Raw genomic sequence first — 19,198 nt, forward strand, 5'->3', positions numbered from 1 at the left:
GCCGCCCCCGGGGCCGTGCCGACGAAGGAACACCGTGACCAGCCCCGTTCCGTCCGCCCTGCCCCTGGCCGCCTACCGCGCCGGCGTACGCCTGGACGAGCCGTTTCGCCCCGCCGCGGTCGCACCTGGCCCCCACCCTCTGCCCGCCTCGACCCGGGCGGCGCTCGACCGGCTGCTACGGGAACCCGCGGCCGCCCGCTTCCCCGTACACGGGCCGGACCTCGACCGGATGGACGACGATGCGGCCCGGCGGCTGCTGCGCGCGGTGCTCACCGTGCGCGAGCCCGGCCCTCTGCCGACGGACACGATGAGCCTGCTGGACACCCTGCTGACCGGCGAACGGCAGCAACGCCCCACCACCGACCCCTACCAGTTGCCCACCATCGCCGAGACCGACGCCGGTACCGCCTACGCGGCGGCCGGCCACACCGTGCTCTGGCAGGGCGACATCACCACGCTGGCCGCGGACGCCGTCGTCAACGCCGCCAACCACGCACTCCTGGGCTGTTTCCAACCCCTGCACGCCTGCATCGACAACGCCATCCACTCCGCGGCCGGGCCCCGCCTGCGCGAGGACTGCCACACGATCATGTCCCTGCAGGGCTGTCCGGAGCCGACCGGCACCGCCAAGATCACCCGCGGCTACCACTTGCCCGCCCGCTACGTCCTGCACACCGTCGGACCCGTCGTCGACGGCCCGCTGCACCCGGAGCACGAACGGGCGCTGGCGGCCTCCTATCGCGCCGGTCTCGACCTCGCGGCCGAGGTGGACCATCTCCGCACGATCGCGTTCTGCGGCATCAGCACCGGGGTCTTCGGCTATCCCAAGGCGTCCGCCGCGCGTACCGCCCTGGACACCGTGGCCGACTGGCTCGAAGAGCACCCCGGGCGGCTCGACCGCGTGATCTTCAACGTGTACGCGGACGACGACCGCGCTGCCTACCTCCACGCCCTGACCGAGGGAAGGCCCCGATGAACCAACCGGAATCCGACCTGGAGGCCGCCGCCGACACGGTCCGCGCCTGGCTCGACCGCGCCGACCGGATTCTGGTCACCGCCGGGGCCGGACTGAGTGCCGCCGCTGGATACGACTACGGCGACGCCGACCGCTTCCGGGAACTCTTCCCGGCCCTGCACCGGCTCGGCCTGCGCTCCCGCTACCTGGTCGGCGTGCCACTGCCCCCGGCCCTGCTGTGGGGCTACTGGGCCGTCCACATCAACGACATCCGCTACAACCCCGCCGCCAACCCCCTTTACCAGAGGCTGCGCGCGCTCGTGGGCGACACGGACCACTGGGTGATGACCTCCAACGTGGACGCCCTGTTCGCGCGCAACGGCTTCGCCCCGGACCGCGTCTTCACCCCGCAGGGTGACTACGGCCGCTACCAGTGCAGCACCCCCTGTACCCCGGCCACCTGGGACAGCGGACCACTCGTCGAACGCCTCCTCGCCGCATACGATCCGGCCACCGGCGCCGTCACCGACCCCCAGGCCCTGCCCCGCTGCCCGAACTGCGGCGGCGAGGTCGAGATCAACGTCCGTATCGGCCCCGAGTTCATCGACGCCCCCTACCGCCCCGCCGGCGGCCGTCTCCAGGACTGGCTGAGCACGCCCCCCGCCGACACCCGCCTGCTCGTCTTGGAACTCGGCGCGGGCTTCAACACACCCGGCGTCGTCCGGTGGCCCGGCGAGCACCTCACCCGCCGCTGCCCCGGCGCGCGCCTCATACGCGTCAACCCCACCCATCCGGAGACTCCGGCCGACCTCGCCGACCGGGCCCTGTCCATCCCCTTCGACGCCGAGCGCCTGCTCGACGCACTCAACGCACTCGACGCGCCGTACCCGGCGCCCGACCCTACGGTGACCCCATGAGCGACCTGCAGCAGAACAAGGCCACGGCCAAAGCGTTTTACGACCTGATGTTCAACCAGTGCCGACCCGCCGAGGCGATCGAACGCTACGTCGGCGACACCTACATCCAGCACAACCCGCACGTCGCCGACGGCAAGCAGGCATTCATCGACTACTTCGACCGCATGGCCGCCGAGTACCCCGGCAAACATGTCGAATTCCCACGTGCCTTCGCCGAAGGCGACCACGTCGTCCTGCACTGCCACCAGACCTGGCCCGACGAGGAGTACGCGGGCATCGACATCTTCCGCTTCGACACCCATGGCAAGATCGTCGAACACTGGGACGTCCTCCAGGTCATCCCGGCCACCTCCAAGAACGGCAACACCATGTTCTGACCAGGCCCCAGCCGTTCCCATCATGAGCAAGCCCTACTTCGCGTACCAGACGCCCAGGTCGTTCGGCCCGGCGTCCGCCGCCTGCCGAAGTGCGTCCGTAGAGCCCAGCAGGGCATGCGGCAGATAGCCGGACCGGACGTTCAGCTCCCACCCGTGCACCTGGACCGCGAGAGCGGCGACGGCGACGGCACCGACCGGCAGCAGAGTCCTGGGCGAGGGATCGGGGCCCGCGCCGTCCCGGTGCTCGACGAGCCGGTCCACCAGAGCCTGCTCGAAGGCTCGCTGGTCATCGTCGAGGAGCGCGCGCAGCAGAAGGTGGTCCGGTGTCAGGCGGCCGACCTCGTCCAGTCGCCGGGCTGCCTCGGCGCGCTCGTCCGCGTCCGGCTTGCGCAGCGTCACGGTAGGCCAGTCGCGGGGCAGATGGCCGCTCTCCTCGGTCAGATAGCGGCACAGGGCGTCCATCGCGGCGAGGTCCGCCGGATCCGACACAGAGGTCAGCTTCGAGTACGGCACACCCTTGCGGATCGTGGGCGCGTAGTCGCCCCGCAGCAGCAGCCCGACCACCCGTCGCCATTCCCACACCAGGCCGCTGACCAGGCACATCGCGAAGGTGTCGAGCCATGTCTCGGCCGTGGGCGCCTGCTCGACGGCGTCGCCGAAGGTGACGTTCTCGCTGGTGAGCTGCTTGCCGATGAGCGGGAAGTCGACCTCCTGGTCGCCATTGGGGAAGCAGCCCACGCTCAACACTCCCAGGGAGCACTCCGCCGCGGTCCGCAGTGCCGTGCGCGACAACTCGTCGCCGAGAGCGGGGTCCTCGACGGTACGGGCGGCGACGTGGTCGAGCAGTTCGTCCCGCATCTCCTTCAGCCGCTCCGGGGACGGATCGTCGTAGCGCAACCCGTGCCACCGCCCAACGGTCCGTCCAACGATGTCGTCGAGCGCCTGGGCTATGCGCCCGTCGCCGACTGTGTGGCGCGCCACTTCCTGCATCGAACGCCATCTCCTCATGATCGTCCTCACGTGGGTGGCACGCTAACAGCGGCTACGGACACTGCCCTGCGCCAGCGTGATGTGCGCACGCACCCCTTGCAGGCCGAACAGGATGAGCAGCTCGACCACGCCGCCGTCGGCGCTGCCCAGCCAGTGGGGCAGGGACGTGTCGAACTCGGCTGCCTCACCGGGCGGCAGTGTCAGGTCGCGCTCGCCGATCACGAGCCGCAGGCGTCCGCTGAGCACGTAGAGCCATTCGAAGCCTTCGTGGGTCTGCGGGGTCGGTTCGAGTGGTTCCGGCGAGGCGGGGATGATCATCTTGAACGCGTGCACCCCGCCCGGTTGCCGGGACAGGGGCACGAACGTCATCCCGAACCGCCTGATCGGCTTGAGGTGTATCCGGGGGTCGCCAGTGCGTGGGGCACCGACAAGGTCGTCCAACGGAACGTCATAGGTACGGGCCAGCGGCAGCAGCAGTTCCAGGCTCGGCCGGCGCTGCCCGCTCTCCAGCCGGGACAGAGTGCTCTCCGACACGCCGGTCGTCGCCGCGAGGTCGGCGAGGGTGAGGCCGCGGTCACGGCGCAGCGCACGAAGCCGCGGTCCCACCGCGTCGAGCACGTCGTCGTCCGTCTTGCGATCCATCAGATCATCTTGCCGTAACCGCAAGATTCCGTGCCAGGTCGTGGAGTGCCTGGCAAGACTGAGCTTCATGACGGCACAACTGCCGCCCGGTGACGCGTTGGCCCTCGGACCACGACGCCGCCCCTGACGAAGGAAGGCGACCACTGTTGCCCAGCACCACGCGCCGCAACCGCCACGGCGACACTCCACCGCCCAGGACCGGAGGCAGCGAGATCGAGGTTCTGCGTGGATTCCTCGACTACCTACGGACCTCGATCGCCGCGAAGGCCGACGGCGCCCCCGAGCCGCAGGTGCGAACAGCCGCGGTGCCGTCGGGTACGAACCTGCTCGGCCTGCTCAACCATCTGACCTTCGTCGAGCGCTCGATGTTCCTCGGGGACGAGGTCACCGACTGGCAGGCGACGTTCCAGGCCGCACCGGCGGACAGCAAGGCCGATGTCGTCGCCCGCTACCGAGGTGCGGTCGAGCGCGCCAACGCCGTTCTCGATGGGTGCACCGATCTGGGCGCACCGGTTCCTCGACCGCGGTCGGGCCGCCCCGCTCCCAGCATCCGCTGGGCACTCACGCACATGATCGAGGAGACCGGCCGACACGCGGGCCACGCGGACATCCTCCGCGAACTCATCGACGGCACGACCGGCCGCTGATCCACCTTCTCCAGGTGCTTGACCGACCGCATCCACTCACAGGAGCCCTCTACATGCACACATACGATGTCACAGTGACCACCTCCGCCTCGCCGGAGATCGTCTGGAAGCTGCTGGTCGATGCCGCAAGCTGGCCGCTGTGGTCCAAGGTGGACAGCCTGGATACGACACGGTCGGTCGACCTCGACCCCGGCGGCGACGACGGCGTCGGTGCCGTCCGGGCTTTCCGAACGGGACGCACCGTGACCGGGGAGAGGCTGACCCAGAAGGTCGAGCAGCGCCTTTTGGCCTACGAAGACGCGTTCAACTCGTCGATGCACAACTATCACGCGCGCATCGAGCTGAAGCCGACAGCGAGCTCAGGCACGGTCATCCACTGGTACGGCGAGTACGAGACGAGCTGGCTGTTGGGCTGGGTCATGCCGCGCTACCTCCAGAAGTTCATGCAGGGCATGGCGCAAGGGCTGGCCCGCTACGCCGAGGAGTGCCAGTGACGCCTACGCCGCCCCGACATCGCGGCGGATCCGTCCACGAACACAAGTGACTCGGCCGCGGTGGCGTCCTGGACACGTTCGTAGGTCTCCATGCCCATCAACTCGCTGAACGCTCCCTGCCTTCAGCCCGTCCGGAAGAGCCGTGGCCGGGAACCCCGGCCGGGGGTGGGCCGTTGGCCTGGTGGACCCGCGGTGCGCGAGGAGGGGACTCATGGCCGAGTTGGTGCCCGGCGGCAACCAGCCGCTGCCGGACGGCACGCTGACCATCCGCGTCCCGGGCCCCTTCGACCTGTCCGTGCTGATCACCGGCGACGACGGAAAGGTCACGGGCGACGGCGACTTCGTCTTCTTCAACCAGCCCACCGCCCCCGGCACCCGGGTCGACGGAGACACCGTCACCGTGCGGCCCGAGCGGCTGCGCCCCGGCGCCAGCCGGGTCACCGTCGTCGTCAGCCCCGCCGACCCCGGCATCCCGCTCGGCCGGTTGCCCGCGCCCGTCATGAGCGTCACCGTCGCAGGAAGCGGCGCCGCTCCGCTGGCCCGGTTCGCCCCGCCGCGCCCCGGGGCCGAGACGGTGCTGCTGCTCGCCGAGATCTACCGGCGCGGCACCGGGTGGAAGGTGCGGGCGATCGGTCAGGGGTACGCGGACGGGCTGGCCGGGGTCGCGCGTGACTTCGGCGTCGATGTCGCGGACGACGGCACCGCGAGCCATTCGGTCGAGCCCCCGCCGCCCATGCCAGCGCCCAGCGGCGACGGCGGCGACGGGGTCCTCGGCATCGTCAACGCCGCCCGGTCACGGCACGGCGTACCGCCCGTGACCCTCGACCCGCGGCTCACCCGGGCCGCCGAGGCCCACGCGGCGGCCATGGCCGCCCACGGTGCGCTCGGCGCGGAGAGCCCTGACGGGACGTCGCTCTTCCACCGCATCGCGGCCAGCGGCTACGCCCCGCTCACGGTCGCCGAGCACCTCGTCTCCGGGCCGCGCACCCCGGACGCGTTCGTGGACTACTGCCTGTCCGGCGAGGAGCGCCGCGGCCCGTTCCGGGACCCGGCGGTCGCCCATGTGGGCATCGGCCGGGCATCCGGCGCCGGGGGCGTGTTCTGGACGGCGGTGTGGGCGCGGCCCTTCACCGCGGACGGGCTGCGCCGCCTCGCGTCCGAGGTGATCGCGCTGACCAACGCCGAGCGTGCCGCCGCCCGGCTGGCGCCGCTGGCCCCCGACCCGCGGCTGACGGTGGCCGCGCAGGCGCACAGCGACGACATGGTCGCCCGCGACTTCTACGACCACACCAGCCCGGAGGGCCGTCAGCCCTGGGACCGGGCCGCCACCGCCGGGGCCACCCACCCCGGCATCGGCGAGAACATCGCGTGCGGGCAGCGCGGCCCGGCGGAGGTGGTCCAGGGCTGGATGAACAGCCCCGGCCACCGAGCCAACATCCTCAAGCCCGACTTCACGCACATAGGCGTCGGCTACGCCACGGGCAGCCGCGCCGGGACCTACTGGACGCAGGTCTTCGGCGCGAGCCGCTAGCCACCCCGTGCGCCGCCCCATCGCGCCGCCCGCCCGTCAGGTGAGGGTGCCGGTGCGGGACTCCAGATCGCGCCGCGTGTCGTCGCCGTACACCCCGTCCTCGTCCCCGCGGATCCCGTACCACAGCTGGAAGCGGGCCACGGCCTCGGTGAGGCTCTGGTCGTACCGGCCGTTGACCTGTCCGTCCCGATAGACGTCGGGAATCTTCAGCAGCCGCGTCTGGAGCTCGGAGACCTGCGGACCGCTGTCTCCCGGGCTCAGCACCCCGGCCCCGCTCCCCGGCGGCGCCGGGACCGCCGTGGTGGGGGCGGCGGACGCGGTCGGCGAGCGGCCGGCGTCCGAGGCCGTGGGGCCGCCGCCCGGTGAGGCGACGCTGATGGCAGCGCCGCCCGGGAGGAGCAGAACGAGCGCGAGGGCGACGCCCAGCCCGACCCCGGCGACGATCAGTACGGCGGTGCGGGGGTGGCGCCGTACCGTCGCGGGCGTCGGGGCGGCGGGTTCGGGCGGCGGGTCCACCGAGGCCCAGGAGTCGGACGCCGGGACGCGGTCATGGATCTCCTGTGTTTCGTCCTCGGCGAGCCGGTGCGCCTCCGGAGGGAGCGCTTCGTCCGTCTCGCCCGGGGGCCGGAACAGATGCAGGTCCTCCATCCATTCCTCCACCGGCCCGTCCAGATCCTCGCCGGACTCCGCTCCCGGACGGAAGATCGCGGTCGGCTCGATCACGTGACGCCCGCCCGTCCGGTCGGGATCGGTTTCGGCTGCCATACAGACCTCCTTGTGCCCCACGCCATTCAGCGGGGAATACGGACGGAAGTCCGGGAAGACTCAAGCCGTTCGCCATCCGGCGATCGCGGGGCCGTGACGTTCACCCGACTGCCGCGCCCGGCACCGGGCGTCCGGAGGGAATCGATACGGAACGGCCCCGGAAGCACCCCGAAGGGAGCACATCGATGGAGCGGACCACATGTTGCGTGGTGGGCGGGGGTCCCGCCGGGATGGTCCTCGGGCTGCTGCTGGCCCGGGCGGGCGTGGACGTCACCGTCCTGGAGAAACACGGCGACTTCCTGCGCGACTTCCGCGGGGACACCGTGCACCCCAGCACCCTGGCCCTGCTGGAGGAGCTGGGCCTGGCCGAGCGGTTCGCCGCGCTGCCGCAGCGTCATGTCCACTCCGTCCAGCTGCCGATCGGCGTGGACGGCGAACTGTTCACCGTCGGCGATCTGAGCGCGCTGCCGGGCCCGTACAACTACGTCGCGATGGTGCCGCAGTGGGATCTGCTGAACCTGCTGGCGGACGAGGCGGGTAAGGAGCCGTCGTTCCGGCTGCGGATGAACACCGAGGCCACCTCCTTCCTCCAGGAGGGCGGCCGGATCACCGGGGTGCGCTACCGCACCGCCGACGGCGACAGCGGTGAGCTGCGGGCCACCCTCACCGTGGCCTGCGACGGCCGTGGCTCGCTGGCCCGTCGGCTGCCGGAGCTGGGACTGCGGGAGTTCTCCTGCCCGATGGACGCCTGGTGGTTCCGGCTGCCGCGGCACGAGGACGACCCGAGGGGGCTGGTGGGCAACGTCGGCGACCGCTTCCTGACCGCCATGATCGACCGCGGCGACTACTGGCAGTGCGCCGTGCTGATCCCCAAGGGCGCCGACGCCACCCGGCGCGCCGACGGTCTGGACCGCTTTCTGGCCGCGTTCGCGGACGCCACCCCGTGGATGGGCGACCGCGAGCCGGAGCTGCGCTCCTGGGACGAGGTGAAGCTGCTGGACGTACGGCTGGACCGGCTGCACCGCTGGCACCTGCCCGGGCTGCTGTGCATCGGCGACGCGGCGCACGCCATGTCGCCCGTCTTCGGCATCGGCATCAACCTGGCCGTCGAGGACGCCGTCGCCGCCGCCCGGCATCTGGCCGGACCGCTGCGCGAGGGCACCGTGGGCCTCCACGACGTGCGCGCCGTTCAGCGCCGCCGCTGGCCCACCGCCGCGGGCACCCAGGCGCTCCAGCGGATCGCCCACGCACGGGTCATCGCGCCGCTGCTCGCGGGGCGGTCACCGCTCGGCGACGGCCGGAAGCCGCTGCGGCTGGCGGAGGTGCTGACGAAGGCGCCGTGGCTCAAGCGGGCCCCGGCGTACTTCCTCGCGTACGGCGCGAAGCGCGAGCGTCCCCCCGTCTCGTCGCTGCTGCGCGGGGACTAGTGAACGCGCACGACTGCAGGGCCGGGCACGACTGCGGGGCCGGGTGCGCAGAAACGTATCTGCGTACCCGGCCCCGCAGCCCCGCGGTTCAGACGATGCCCTCGGCGATCTCCGCCTCCTCGCGGGCGGAACCGTAGGCGGAGGGCGTGTTGTACGAACGGCGGGCGACGAACCACCAGATGGTGGCCAGGATGAGCACCGCGGCCAGCGCGATCGACGCGTAGTTCATCGAATCGACCGTCACCGGGTTGGACTGCGGCAGGCAGAACAGCACCGTCACCACTGCCACCCACACCACCGCGATCCAGCCGATCGGCTTGCTCCAGCGGCCGAGATGCCACGGCCCTCGTTGGAATCGGTCCCCGGCGCGCAGCCGCAGGAAGATGGGGATCGCGTAGGCCGGGGTGATGCCGATGACGTTGATGGCTGTCACCGCGCCGTACGCGGTCTCCGAGTACAGGGACGGCAGGGCCAGCAGACACGCCACCGTGACCGACAGCCACACCGCGAGCACCGGGGTCTGGGTGCGGGTGCTGACCCGCCGCCAGAGCCGGGAGCCCGGCAGCGCGCCGTCCCGGCTGAACGCGAACACCATCCGGCTGGCCGCCGCCACCTCGGCGTTCCCGCAGAACAGCTGCGCGGCGATGACGATGAGCAGCATGGCCGTGGCGCCGCCGGTGCCGAGGGCGTCGATGAGGATCTGCGCGGGCGGCACCCCGGTGGCGCTCTTCTGCGTACCGGCGTAGTCCTGGATGGCGAACGTCAGCCCCGCCAGCAGCACGAACCCGGCCACCCAGGACACCCAGATGGCGCGCACGATGCCACGGGCGGCGGACACGGAGGCGTTGGACGTCTCCTCGGAGAGATGCGCCGAGGCGTCGTACCCGGAAAATGTGTACTGGGCCAGCAGCAGACCGATGGCGGTGACATAGAGGGGATTCGACCAGCCGGTGTTGTTGACGAACTCGGTGAAGACGAATTCGGGCGACTGATGATGGGACGGAATGATCGCCAGCGCCCCGACGATGATCCCGACTCCCACCAAGTGCCACCACACGCTGATCGAGTTGAGCAGACTGACCAGACGCACTCCGAACAAGTTCAGTGTGGCATGCAGCAAAAGAATGCAGACGAAGATGACCATGGTCGAGCGCGGGGTGGGTTCAAAACCCCACTGGAGATTGAGGAGCGCGCCGGTGAACTGGGCCGCGCCGTAATCGATACCGGCGATCGCGCCCAGCAGGCCCAGCAGATTGAGCCAGCCGGTGTACCAGCCCCAGGCGCGGCCGCCGAGCCGGTCGGCCATGTAGTAGAGGGCACCGGAGGTCGGGTACGCGCTGGTGACCTCCGCCAGCGCCAGACCCACGCACAGTACGAACAGACCGACACCGGCCCAGCCCCACAGCATCACCGAGGGGCCGCCGGTGTCCAGCCCGAACCCGTACAGGGTCATGCAGCCGGACAGAATGGAGATGACCGAGAAGCTGATGGCGAAATTGCCGAAGCTCCCCATGCGGCGGGCCAGTACCGGCTGATATCCCAGCTCGCGCAGTCTCTGTTCTTCGTCCTGCTGGGGTGTGGGAACGGAACGCGACCAGGGCGTGGACATGAACGTACCTCCGGGAGGGGAACGGGGACGGTCAGCAGAGGTCAGGGAAAACAGGCGGGAAACGCGGGGGTGAACGGACGGCTCAGCCGCCGGAGCCGGGTCTGTTTCCGCGCGCGCCCGAGAGACAGCGGACCCTGGCGCGCAGAAACATGTCCTCGGCCTGATGACGGTCATTCGCGTCGGGCGTGCGATAGGCCCAGGGGAGTGGAGTGAAATACGGCCCGAGCGCCTCGAATACCCGGGCTGCTTCGGGGAATTGCAGCGCGCCCCACAGGGCGTGCGCCAGATGATTGAGGTCCAGCAGCGAGCTGGATTCCCGGTCCGTGTGGTCGAACCAGAGGCGCAGTGCCCTGTCGGCGTCCCGCGCCGCGTCCTCGGTGGCCCAATGCAGGTCCAGGGCCTTCTCGTAGCCCCGCTCCTCGCGGTACCGCTCGACGTGGACGAACAGCGGCAGCACATGCAGCGGGGATCCCTCGGGCGGCCCCGAGACCACCCACTGCACGAAGTTGACCGCCTCGGCCAGCGAACCGCCCGCCCGCCGCGCGTACACGAACTGCAGCATCCGGTGGTACGCCTCGCGGTTGTACGGATCGCGCCGGTCGGCCTCCGCCAGCAGGCCCCACGGTCCGGGGAACAGCAACGGCCCCGGCGGTTCCGCCCGGTGCTCCGGCAGCCGCTGCTCCTTGTCGAGCTGAGCGAGCGCCAGCAGACACACCCAGGGGACCGGGTCCGCCGGGGAGTTGTGCGCGGCCAGCTGGCAGGACTCCCACGCCTCCCGCCACAGCTCGCGGGTGCGCTGGTGCCCCTCGCGATGGGCCCGCACCGCCCGCTCCACCAGCACCCGGGTGTACATCACCAGCGCGGCGACGCTGTGCGGCTCCTCGGCCCGCCACGCCTCCACCACGTTGGACCCGGCCGCCACCGCGGCCAGCACCTGGGTGCGCTGCGTCCACTGGGCCCACGTCGGTGTCCCGGCCAGCAGCTCGCGCATCGATATCCAACGGCCCGTGCGCACGTCCTGCAGCGCGATGCGCAGTCCGCTGTCGTAACCCGCCGGGTGGTAGACGGGGCGGAACACTTCCTCGGGCATCGGATGACTTTCGGACGGAGCGTGATGTACCGGGCGCGACGGATTCCAGGGCATGACGAGTGGATGCCGGGATCCTATAGGCAACCCGTCATGACTCAAGGGGGCCAGGGGCCGCATCCGGCCCGGGAACCGCGAGATCCGGCGCCGGGACCAGGGGCGGTGTCCACCAAGCGGACACCGGACATGCGCTCTTGACGCGGCCTCGTCGCTGCACCACGCTTTCAGCCAAGATCTCCCGCCGCCACCGAACGATCCCACCGAAGAACCGGACATGCTGCCAGCAGAGCGCCCCCACCGCACACCGGCCGTTCCCGCTACCGGAGCGGTGCTCGCCGTCGACCAAGGCACCTCGGGCACCAAGGCGCTGGTCCTCTGCCCGGAGCGCGGTGTGCTCGGCTCCGCTGAAGTGGCCGTACACCCGCGCCACCTCGCCGGCGGGCTGGTCGAGGCCGATCCCGCCGAACTCCTCGCGTCGGTCCTCGACGCCGGACGCCAGGCCCTCGCGCGGGCCGGTGAGCCGGTCGTGGCGGTCGGCCTCGCCAACCAGGGCGAGACGGTGCTGGTGTGGGACCCCGCGACCGGCGCCCCGCTGACCGACGCCCTGGTGTGGCAGGACCGGCGGGCGGAGACGGTGTGCGCGGACCTCGCGGAACACGCCGACACCCTGCGCGAACTCACCGGGCTGCCCCTCGACCCGTACTTCGCGGCGCCCAAGATGGCCTGGCTGCGCCGCCACCGGACCCGCGAGGGCGTCGTCACCACCAGCGACGTCTGGCTGATCCACCAGCTCACCGGAGCGTTCGTCACCGACGCGGCCACCGCCGGGCGCACCGGGCTGCTCGACCTCGACGGCGTCGTATGGTCCCCGGAGGCCCTGGACATCTACGGCCTGACGGCCGAACAGCTGCCCCGGGTCGTCGACGCGGACACCATGGTGGGCACCACCACCGCCTTCGGCGGCGAGATCCCGCTCACCGGCCTCCTCGTCGACCAGCAGGCCGCCCTGCTGGCCCAGAGCGTCACCGAGCCCGGCACCGCCAAATGCACCTACGGCACCGGCGCGTTCCTGCTCGCCCAGACCGGAGCCCGGCCCCGCCGCGGCACCAGCGGCCTGGTGAGCTGCGTGGCCTGGCGGCTCGGCGGGAACACCAGCTACTGCCTCGACGGTCAGGTGTACACCGCCGCCTCCGCCGTGCGCTGGCTCACCGGCATGGGCGTGATCGGCGGGCCCCAGGACCTCGACCCGGTGGGCGGCTCCGTGCCGGACACCGGGGGAGTGACCTTCGTACCGGCGCTCGCCGGACTCGCCGCCCCGTGGTGGCGCGGCGACCTCCGCGGTTCGGTGACCGGCCTCGGCCTCGACACCACCCCCGGCCATCTGGTGCGCGCCCTGTGCGAGGGCATCGCCGCCCAGGTGGCCGAGATCGCCGACGCCGCCGCCGACGACCTGGGCGCACCGCTCACCGTCCTCCGGGCCGACGGCGGCCTCACCCGCTCCGCGCTGCTCATGCAGGCCCAGGCCGACCTGCTGCAACTGCCCGTCGAAGTGTCCGCCCTGCCCGATGTCACCGCCCTCGGCGTGGGCGCCGTCGCCCGGCTGGGCCTCGACCCCGGCCTGCCGCTCGCCGGCGCCGTCCCGGAGTGGAAACCGGCCGCCGTCTACACACCGCGGATCGGCGCGGACGAGGCCGCCGAGCGCCGGGCCGGTTTCCGGTCGGCCGTGGCCGCGCTGCTGAACCGCCACTGAGCATCCGCCACTGAGCAACCGCACCAGGAGCCGAGGAACCCAGCATGACCGTAACGACCACGGGTGACCTTCCCGGCGAGGTCTACGACGTGGCGATCATCGGCGCCGGGGTGGTCGGCACCGCCATCGCCCGCGAACTCGCCGCGTACCGGCCGCGCATCGCCCTCGTGGAGGCCGCCGACGACGTCGGCGACGGCACCTCCAAGGCCAACACCGCGATCCTGCACACCGGTTTCGACGCCACCCCCGGCACCCTGGAAGCCCAACTGGTGCGCGAGGGCTACCGGCGGCTGAACACCTACGCTGCCGAGGCGGGCATCCCGGTGGAACCGCTCGGCGCCCTCCTCGTCGCCTGGGACTCCGAACAGCTCGCCGCGCTGCCCGCCCTCGCGGAGAAGGCCGGACGCAACGACTGCCACGACACCCGGATCCTCACCGCGGACGAGGTGTACGCGCGCGAACCGCATCTGGGGCCCGGTGCCCTCGGCGCCCTCGAAGTCCCCGGCGAGTCCATCATCTGCCCCTGGACGACCACCCTCGCCTACGCCACCCAGGCGGTACGCGCCGGAGTCGACCTGCACCTCAACTGCACCGCCGGAGCCATCACCACCGGCGGCCACCACGAAATCGCCACCAGCCGCGGCCCGCTGCGCGCCCGCTATCTGGTCAACGCCGCCGGACTGCACTCGGACGAGATCGACCGGCGGCTCGGCCACACCGAGTTCAGCGTCACCCCGCGGCGCGGCCAGCTCATCGTCTTCGACAAGTTCGCCCGCGACCTCGTCGGCCACATCCTGCTGCCGGTCCCCACGGCACTCGGCAAGGGCGTGCTGGTGTCGCCGACCGTCTACGGCAACGTCATGCTCGGCCCCACCGCCGAGGATCTCGACGACAAGCAGGCCACCGGCTCCTCGGCCGCCGGGCTGTCCCTGCTCCGCGACAAGGGCGTCCGCATCATGCCCGAGCTGCTGGACGAGGAGGTCACCGCGGTCTACGCGGGGCTGCGCGCCGCCACCGAACACGCCGACTTCCAGATCCGCGCCCACCCCGAGCAGGCTTACGTGGCCGTGGGCGGCATCCGCTCCACCGGGCTGACCGCCTCGATGGCCATCGCCGCACACGTCCGGGACCTGCTCACCCGCTGCGGCCTCGACCCGGGCCCCGTGCGGGAACTCGAACCACCCCGGATGCCGAACATCGGCGAGGCGTTCCCGCGCCCCTACCAGCGCGCCGACCTCATCGCCGACGACCCCGCCTACGGCACCGTCGTGTGCCACTGCGAGCGCGTCACCCGCGGCGAGATCCGCGACGCCCTGCGGGCCACCGTGCCACCGGGTTCCCTCGACGGACTGCGGCGCCGCACCCGCGCGCTGAGCGGCCGCTGCCAGGGCTTCTTCTGCGGAGCCGCCGTACGCGCCCAGTTCGACGAGGCCCGCGCCACCCCAGCGGCCGCACCTACGGAGGCCCGCCGATGACCACCGCCGACCGCACCCCTCGCACGGTGGACGTCCTGGTCATCGGCGCCGGACCCGCCGGACTCGACGCCGCCACCCGGCTGGCCGAGGCCGGAGTGGACAGCGTCGAGGTCATCGACCGCGAGCAGCACGCCGGTGGCATCCCCCGCCACTGCCACCACACCGGATTCGGCCTGCGCGATCTGCACCGGATGCTCAGCGGCCCGAAGTACGCCCGCCGCCACATCGCCGCCGCGCTGAGCGCCGGGGTCAGCCTGCGCACCGGCGTCACCGCCACCGGATGGGCCGGACCGCGCACCGTGGACCTCACCGCGCCGACCGGGCTGGAGCGCGTCACCGCCCGGGCCGTGGTCCTCGCCACCGGCGCCCGCGAACGCCCGCGCAGCGCGCGACTGGTGCCCGGCACCCGGCCCGCGGGCGTCTACACCACCGGGCAGCTGCAGCAGGCCGTCCATGTGCACCACCAGAGCGTCGGCCGCCGGGCGGTCGTCGTGGGCGCCGAACGCGTCGGCTACTCCGCCGTCGACACCCTCCGCCGCGCCGGGGTCGAGGTCGCCGCCATGGTCACCGGCCTGCCCCGCCACCAGGCCCACCCGGCCAGCCGCATCGGCGCCCGGCTGCGCCACAGCGTTCCGCTGCTCACCGAGACCACCGTGACCGGGCTGACCGGCCGCGGCCGGCTGACGGGTGTGCGCGTGGGGCACCGGGACGGCCGGACCGCGACCATCGACTGCGACACGGTGGTGTTCACCGGCGACTGGATCCCGGACCACGAACTGGCCCGCAGCGCCGGAATCCCCCTCGACCCCGGCACCCGGGGGCCGGAGACCGACGCCGGGTTCCGCACCCGCGAACCCGGGGTCTTCGCCGTGGGCAACCTGCTGCACCCCGTCGAAACGGCCGCCACCGCCGCGCTGGACGGCCGGTTCGCCGCCGGTCCGGTCCTGCGCCATCTGGCCGGTGAGCCGTGGCCACAGGCCCCGCTGCCGGTCCGGACCGACGCGCCCCTGCACTGGGTGGCGCCCGGCCGGATCGCCCCGTACGGCCCGCCCCCGCCGTACGGCCGCTTCCTCCTGCGCAGCGCCGCGTTCCTCACCCGGCCGGTGCTCGTGGTCCGCCAGGACGGCCGTACGCTGCACCGGCAGCGCGTCCGGCGCACGGTGGCCCCGGGCCGCCCGCTCCATCTGTCCGCCGACTGGATCGCCCGGGCCGACGCGCACGGCGGCCCGGTACGGATCGGCGTGGAGTGACAGCCCCCGGTGTCACAGTCCGCGCAGCCGCTCCATGTCCCGCCGGTCGCGCTTGGTCGGGCGGCCCGCGCCGCGGTCGCGCAGCGCGATGGGCACGGCCTGCTCCCGCGGTGGCGGCGGAGGGCTGTTGTCCACGTAGCACTCGACCGCCACGGGCGCCCCGACCCGCTTGCGCACGATCCGCGACACCACCACGACCCGGTCCCGCCCCGCGTGGCGCAGCCGCACCTCGTCACCCGCCCGCACCGCATGGGCGGGCTTGACGCGTTCCCCGTTGACGCGCACGTGCCCGGCCCGGCAGGCCGAGGCGGCGGCTGAACGCGTCTTTGTCAGCCGCACGGACCAGATCCAGCTGTCGACCCGAACGGACCCCTCGTCTGAAGCCATACCCCGACTCTAATGTCTAAGGTGCGACGCATGAGCGCACATTTTGACGTCGTGGTCCTGGGGGCGGGGTCGGGCGGCTATGTGGCGGCGATCCGCGCCGCGCAGCTGGGCCTGCGCACGGCCGTCGTCGAGGAGCGGTTCTGGGGCGGCGTCTGCCTGAACGTCGGCTGCATCCCGTCCAAGGCCCTGCTGCGCAACGCCGAGCTGGCCCATCTGCTCACCCATGAGGCGGAGACCTTCGGCATCCGGGTGAACGGCGAGCTGAGCCTGGACTACCGGGTGGCCTACGAGCGCAGCCGGAAGGTGGCGGACGGCCGGGTCAAAGGCATCCACTACCTGATGAAGAAGAACCAGATCACGCAGTACGACGGGCGGGGGACCTTCACCGACCCCCACACGCTGCGGGTCACGCTCGCCGACGGCCGGGTGGAGGCCGTCTCCTTCGACCACTGCGTCATCGCGACCGGCGCCACCGCCAATCTGCTGCCCGGCACCTCGCTCAGCGAGCGGGTGGTCACCTACGAGGAGCAGATTCTCGCGCCGGACCTGCCCGGCAGCGTCCTGATCGCGGGTGCGGGCGCCATCGGCGTCGAGTTCGCGTACATCCTGCACAGCTACGGGGTGCAGGTGACGCTCGTGGAGTTCCTGGACCGGATCGTCCCCCTGGAGGACGAGGACGTCTCCGCCGAACTGACCCGCCGCTACCGCAGGCTCGGCATCAACATCCTCACCTCCACCCGGGTCGAGGCGATCAACGACGCGGGCCCCGCCGCCAAGGTCATGGTGACCACCGGCGGCCAGCGCCAGACCCTGCAGGCCGGGCGGGTGCTCCAGGCGATCGGCTTCCGGCCGCGGGTGCAGGGCTACGGGCTGGACCGCGCCGGGGTCCGGCTGACCGACCGGGGCGCCATCGACGTCGACAGCCGGTGCCGCACCAGCGTGCCGCACATCTTCGCGGTCGGCGACGTGACCGCCAAGCTGATGCTCGCCCACGCCGCCGAGGCGATGGGCATCGTCGCGGCGGAGACCATCGCCGACGCGGAGACCATGGAACTCGACTATGTGATGATCCCGCGGGCCACCTTCTGCCAGCCGCAGATCGCCAGCTTCGGCTGGACCGAGGCCCAGGCCCGCGAGCGCGGCTTCGACGTCAAGGTCGCCACCTTCCCGTTCACCGCCAACGGCAAGGCCCACGGACTGGGCGACCCCAGCGGCTTCGTGAAGCTCATCAGCGACGGACGCCACGGCGAACTCCTCGGCGGCCACCTCATCGGCCCCGAGGTCACCGAACTGCTCCCGGAACTCACCCTCGCCCAGCAATGGGACCTGACGGTCCACGAGGTCGCCCGCAACATCCACGCCCACCCCACGCTCAGCGAGGCGGTCAAGGAGGCCGTGCACGGCCTCGCGGGACACATGGTCAACCTGTGACAGCCCCACCCCACCGCCCGCGAACGCTCCGCCGTCGGGTCATGACCCCCCGGCCCCCGCGGAGCCGTGTGCCGTCCTGCTGCGTCCGGCCATGGCCAGCAGCAGTGCCCCGGCGATGGCGATGACGACCGCGGTCGTGAACGCTGTCGTCCACGAGTGTGCGTGGTCGACCACGGCTCCGGTGATGAGTGGGGCGAGGAATCCGGCGCACCCGGCGATGAACTGCACGACGCCCGCGACGGTCCCGTAGCGCGGCCCGGGGACCTCCTCGGCGACCACCGTCCAGTACTGCGCACCCGTGAAATAGAGCAGGAAGATGATGACCGTCATGAGCGCCACGGCCTCGACGGCGCTTCCGACGAACGAGATGCCACCGAAGAGCGCCGCCGCGAGGATCAGGCAGATCACGATCGTCCAGCGGCGTACGGTGGCGGCGGCGCCCAGGCGGCGTACGAGCCAGTCCGTGGTGATGCCGCCCGCGATCATGCCGATGCAGCCGCCGACCCATGGGATGGCACCGGCGATGGCCAGGTGGTCCAGATCGATGCCGCGCTCGCTGACCATATAGGTGGGAAACCAGGTCAGGAAGACGTTGAGAATCCACGCGTAGCCGAAGTAGGCCAGGGCCGTGGCCCAGATGACGGGCCGGGCGACGTAAGTCCACACACCCGGCAGGGCCGACGGCTCTTCCTCGTTCCCTGCCGCTTCGGTACCGGTGCTGCCCTTGCCCGTCGCCGCTGCTTCGCGCTCCGGGCCGCGGATCTCGCGCAGTTCCGCGGGTTTCATCCAGGGGTGCTGCTCAGGGGTGTCCCGTACGACGCCGAACCAGCCGACTGCGCAGAGCACGCCGACGATGCCGAAGATGATGAAGGGCGCACGCCAGTTGCCGTTCGTCGCCTCGATGATGGCGACCACGATGGGGGTTCCGACGGCTCCGCCGAGGGGAGTGGCGGCATTGGCGACGCCGATGGCCGTGCCGAGCTCCCGCCGTGGGAACCAGGTGTTCATCAGCTTGGCGGTGACGGTCGCCTGGGGGCCTTCGGCGGCGCCGAAGAGAATCCGGATGATCATGAAGCTGATGAATCCGGCACCCGCCGCCGTGGCGGCGGTGAAGGCGGACCAGGCGAGAGCCGCCCAGCCCATGGCCTTGCGGGGGCCGAAACGGTCGGCGGCCCAGCCGCCTATGAGCCCGAAGGGTGCGTACGAAACGGCGAAGATGCTGAGGATCCAGCCGAACGCCGTCTCGGAGAAGCCGTATTCCTTGATGATGTACGGCGCGGCGACGCCGATGGCTGCCCGGTCGGCGTAGTTGAGGCCGAGCACCATGAAGTCGGCGGCGAGAACGGCCCAGCGGGTACGCAGTGTGGGGGGCCGGTCGCCGTCGGGGCGCCGGGCGGCTCCCTTGGACAGGGTGGGGGAGGGGGAGGTGGACACTGGTGGCGATCCTTCCTGGGGTCCGGCGGG

Annotated in this window: 18 protein-coding genes; 11 read left to right on the top strand and 7 right to left on the bottom strand. The window is 71.8% G+C overall.

Annotated elements, in window-relative coordinates; all coding sequences use genetic code 11:
* Positions 1–34: 34 nt before the first annotated feature.
* From ACZ59A_RS37575 to ACZ59A_RS37585, 3 genes are read left to right on the top strand one after another with little or no spacing between them, the layout of a single operon-like run.
* Positions 35–976, top strand: a complete 942-nt coding sequence (locus ACZ59A_RS37575; RefSeq protein WP_470968361.1) for a protein-ADP-ribose hydrolase — start codon at positions 35–37, stop codon at positions 974–976.
* Positions 973–1,872 (top strand): SIR2 family NAD-dependent protein deacylase, encoded by a 900-nt coding sequence (locus ACZ59A_RS37580; RefSeq protein WP_470968363.1) that lies wholly within the window; start codon positions 973–975, stop codon positions 1,870–1,872. Before ACZ59A_RS37575 ends, ACZ59A_RS37580 begins: the two co-directional genes overlap by 4 nt.
* Positions 1,869–2,249, top strand: coding sequence for a nuclear transport factor 2 family protein (locus ACZ59A_RS37585; RefSeq protein ID WP_470968366.1), 381 nt, complete (start codon positions 1,869–1,871; stop codon positions 2,247–2,249). The genes ACZ59A_RS37580 and ACZ59A_RS37585 overlap by 4 nt, the downstream gene beginning before the upstream one ends.
* A gap of 33 nt (positions 2,250–2,282) precedes the next feature.
* Here ACZ59A_RS37585 and ACZ59A_RS37590 read toward each other — a convergent pair whose 3' ends face one another.
* The gene (locus ACZ59A_RS37590) at positions 2,283–3,239 is read right to left on the bottom strand and encodes an Imm49 family immunity protein (RefSeq protein ID WP_470968368.1); all 957 of its coding nucleotides are present in this window, start codon (positions 3,237–3,239) and stop codon (positions 2,283–2,285) included.
* 42 nt (positions 3,240–3,281) lie between these two features.
* Complete coding sequence (locus ACZ59A_RS37595; RefSeq protein ID WP_470968371.1) at positions 3,282–3,881, bottom strand: helix-turn-helix domain-containing protein; 600 nt, start codon at positions 3,879–3,881, stop codon at positions 3,282–3,284.
* A 146-nt stretch (positions 3,882–4,027) separates the two neighbouring features.
* Here ACZ59A_RS37595 and ACZ59A_RS37600 point away from each other — a divergent pair, with 146 nt between their 5' ends.
* The 3 genes from ACZ59A_RS37600 (at position 4,028) to ACZ59A_RS37610 (ending at position 6,553) form a co-directional block, all read left to right on the top strand.
* On the top strand, positions 4,028–4,528 hold the full coding sequence (locus ACZ59A_RS37600) for a DinB family protein (RefSeq protein WP_470968373.1): 501 nt from the start codon (positions 4,028–4,030) through the stop codon (positions 4,526–4,528).
* Positions 4,529–4,602: 74 nt separating this feature from the next.
* Positions 4,603–5,022, top strand: a complete 420-nt coding sequence (locus tag ACZ59A_RS37605; protein WP_470968376.1) for an SRPBCC family protein — start codon at positions 4,603–4,605, stop codon at positions 5,020–5,022.
* A 211-nt stretch (positions 5,023–5,233) separates the two neighbouring features.
* The gene (locus ACZ59A_RS37610) at positions 5,234–6,553 is read left to right on the top strand and encodes a CAP domain-containing protein (RefSeq protein ID WP_470968379.1); all 1,320 of its coding nucleotides are present in this window, start codon (positions 5,234–5,236) and stop codon (positions 6,551–6,553) included.
* 36 nt (positions 6,554–6,589) lie between these two features.
* On the opposite strand, the gene ACZ59A_RS37615 is transcribed toward ACZ59A_RS37610, so the two are convergent.
* A complete protein-coding gene (locus ACZ59A_RS37615) occupies positions 6,590–7,318 on the bottom strand; it encodes a peptidoglycan-binding domain-containing protein (protein ID WP_470968382.1) in 729 nt (242 codons plus the stop codon).
* A 185-nt stretch (positions 7,319–7,503) separates the two neighbouring features.
* On the opposite strand from ACZ59A_RS37615, the gene ACZ59A_RS37620 reads away from it, so the two are divergent.
* Complete coding sequence (locus ACZ59A_RS37620; protein WP_470968385.1) at positions 7,504–8,745, top strand: FAD-dependent oxidoreductase; 1,242 nt, start codon at positions 7,504–7,506, stop codon at positions 8,743–8,745.
* Positions 8,746–8,833: 88 nt separating this feature from the next.
* Here the strand turns inward: ACZ59A_RS37620 and ACZ59A_RS37625 are convergent, their stop codons facing one another.
* Both ACZ59A_RS37625 and ACZ59A_RS37630 read right to left on the bottom strand, forming a co-directional pair.
* Entirely contained in the window at positions 8,834–10,354 is a 1,521-nt protein-coding gene (locus ACZ59A_RS37625; RefSeq protein WP_470968388.1) for an amino acid permease, read from the bottom strand.
* A gap of 82 nt (positions 10,355–10,436) precedes the next feature.
* Positions 10,437–11,444 (bottom strand): hypothetical protein, encoded by a 1,008-nt coding sequence (locus ACZ59A_RS37630; protein WP_470968390.1) that lies wholly within the window; start codon positions 11,442–11,444, stop codon positions 10,437–10,439.
* 271 nt (positions 11,445–11,715) lie between these two features.
* On the opposite strand from ACZ59A_RS37630, the gene ACZ59A_RS37635 reads away from it, so the two are divergent.
* The 3 genes from ACZ59A_RS37635 to ACZ59A_RS37645 are packed head-to-tail and all read left to right on the top strand — an operon-like array spanning position 11,716 to position 15,916.
* Positions 11,716–13,191: an FGGY family carbohydrate kinase gene (locus tag ACZ59A_RS37635; protein WP_470968392.1), complete on the top strand. Its 1,476-nt coding sequence runs from the start codon at positions 11,716–11,718 to the stop codon at positions 13,189–13,191.
* 44 nt (positions 13,192–13,235) lie between these two features.
* A complete protein-coding gene (locus ACZ59A_RS37640; RefSeq protein ID WP_470968395.1) occupies positions 13,236–14,666 on the top strand; it encodes an FAD-dependent oxidoreductase in 1,431 nt (476 codons plus the stop codon).
* A complete protein-coding gene (locus ACZ59A_RS37645) occupies positions 14,663–15,916 on the top strand; it encodes an NAD(P)/FAD-dependent oxidoreductase (RefSeq protein ID WP_470968397.1) in 1,254 nt (417 codons plus the stop codon). Before ACZ59A_RS37640 ends, ACZ59A_RS37645 begins: the two co-directional genes overlap by 4 nt.
* Positions 15,917–15,928: 12 nt before the next feature.
* On the opposite strand, the gene ACZ59A_RS37650 is transcribed toward ACZ59A_RS37645, so the two are convergent.
* Positions 15,929–16,303 carry an RNA-binding S4 domain-containing protein gene (locus ACZ59A_RS37650; protein ID WP_470968400.1) on the bottom strand — a complete coding sequence of 125 codons (375 nt, stop codon included), beginning with the start codon at positions 16,301–16,303 and terminating at the stop codon, positions 15,929–15,931.
* 30 nt (positions 16,304–16,333) lie between these two features.
* On the opposite strand from ACZ59A_RS37650, the gene lpdA reads away from it, so the two are divergent.
* Positions 16,334–17,734, top strand: coding sequence for a dihydrolipoyl dehydrogenase (gene lpdA / locus ACZ59A_RS37655; RefSeq protein ID WP_470968402.1), 1,401 nt, complete (start codon positions 16,334–16,336; stop codon positions 17,732–17,734).
* 39 nt (positions 17,735–17,773) lie between these two features.
* Here lpdA and ACZ59A_RS37660 read toward each other — a convergent pair whose 3' ends face one another.
* A complete protein-coding gene (locus ACZ59A_RS37660; protein WP_470968405.1) occupies positions 17,774–19,168 on the bottom strand; it encodes an MFS transporter in 1,395 nt (464 codons plus the stop codon).
* Positions 19,169–19,198 lie beyond the last annotated feature (30 nt).

It is taken from the genome of Streptomyces sp. NPDC040405 (genome assembly GCF_055595765.1).

Bases quoted from the DNA above. Each gene is read 5' to 3' on its own strand.
- ACZ59A_RS37580 (WP_470968363.1), top strand. From the start codon at position 973: ATGAACCAACCGGAATCCGACCTGGAGGCCGCCGCCGACACGGTCCGC.
- ACZ59A_RS37650 (WP_470968400.1), bottom strand. From the start codon at position 16,303: ATGGCTTCAGACGAGGGGTCCGTTCGGGTCGACAGCTGGATCTGGTCC.
- ACZ59A_RS37630 (WP_470968390.1), bottom strand. From the start codon at position 11,444: ATGCCCGAGGAAGTGTTCCGCCCCGTCTACCACCCGGCGGGTTACGAC.
- ACZ59A_RS37610 (WP_470968379.1), top strand. From the start codon at position 5,234: ATGGCCGAGTTGGTGCCCGGCGGCAACCAGCCGCTGCCGGACGGCACG.
- ACZ59A_RS37590 (WP_470968368.1), bottom strand. From the start codon at position 3,239: ATGCAGGAAGTGGCGCGCCACACAGTCGGCGACGGGCGCATAGCCCAG.
- ACZ59A_RS37635 (WP_470968392.1), top strand. From the start codon at position 11,716: ATGCTGCCAGCAGAGCGCCCCCACCGCACACCGGCCGTTCCCGCTACC.
- ACZ59A_RS37620 (WP_470968385.1), top strand. From the start codon at position 7,504: ATGGAGCGGACCACATGTTGCGTGGTGGGCGGGGGTCCCGCCGGGATG.
- ACZ59A_RS37645 (WP_470968397.1), top strand. From the start codon at position 14,663: ATGACCACCGCCGACCGCACCCCTCGCACGGTGGACGTCCTGGTCATC.
- lpdA (WP_470968402.1), top strand. From the start codon at position 16,334: ATGAGCGCACATTTTGACGTCGTGGTCCTGGGGGCGGGGTCGGGCGGC.
- ACZ59A_RS37595 (WP_470968371.1), bottom strand. From the start codon at position 3,881: ATGGATCGCAAGACGGACGACGACGTGCTCGACGCGGTGGGACCGCGG.
- ACZ59A_RS37640 (WP_470968395.1), top strand. From the start codon at position 13,236: ATGACCGTAACGACCACGGGTGACCTTCCCGGCGAGGTCTACGACGTG.
- ACZ59A_RS37615 (WP_470968382.1), bottom strand. From the start codon at position 7,318: ATGGCAGCCGAAACCGATCCCGACCGGACGGGCGGGCGTCACGTGATC.
- ACZ59A_RS37625 (WP_470968388.1), bottom strand. From the start codon at position 10,354: ATGTCCACGCCCTGGTCGCGTTCCGTTCCCACACCCCAGCAGGACGAA.
- ACZ59A_RS37585 (WP_470968366.1), top strand. From the start codon at position 1,869: ATGAGCGACCTGCAGCAGAACAAGGCCACGGCCAAAGCGTTTTACGAC.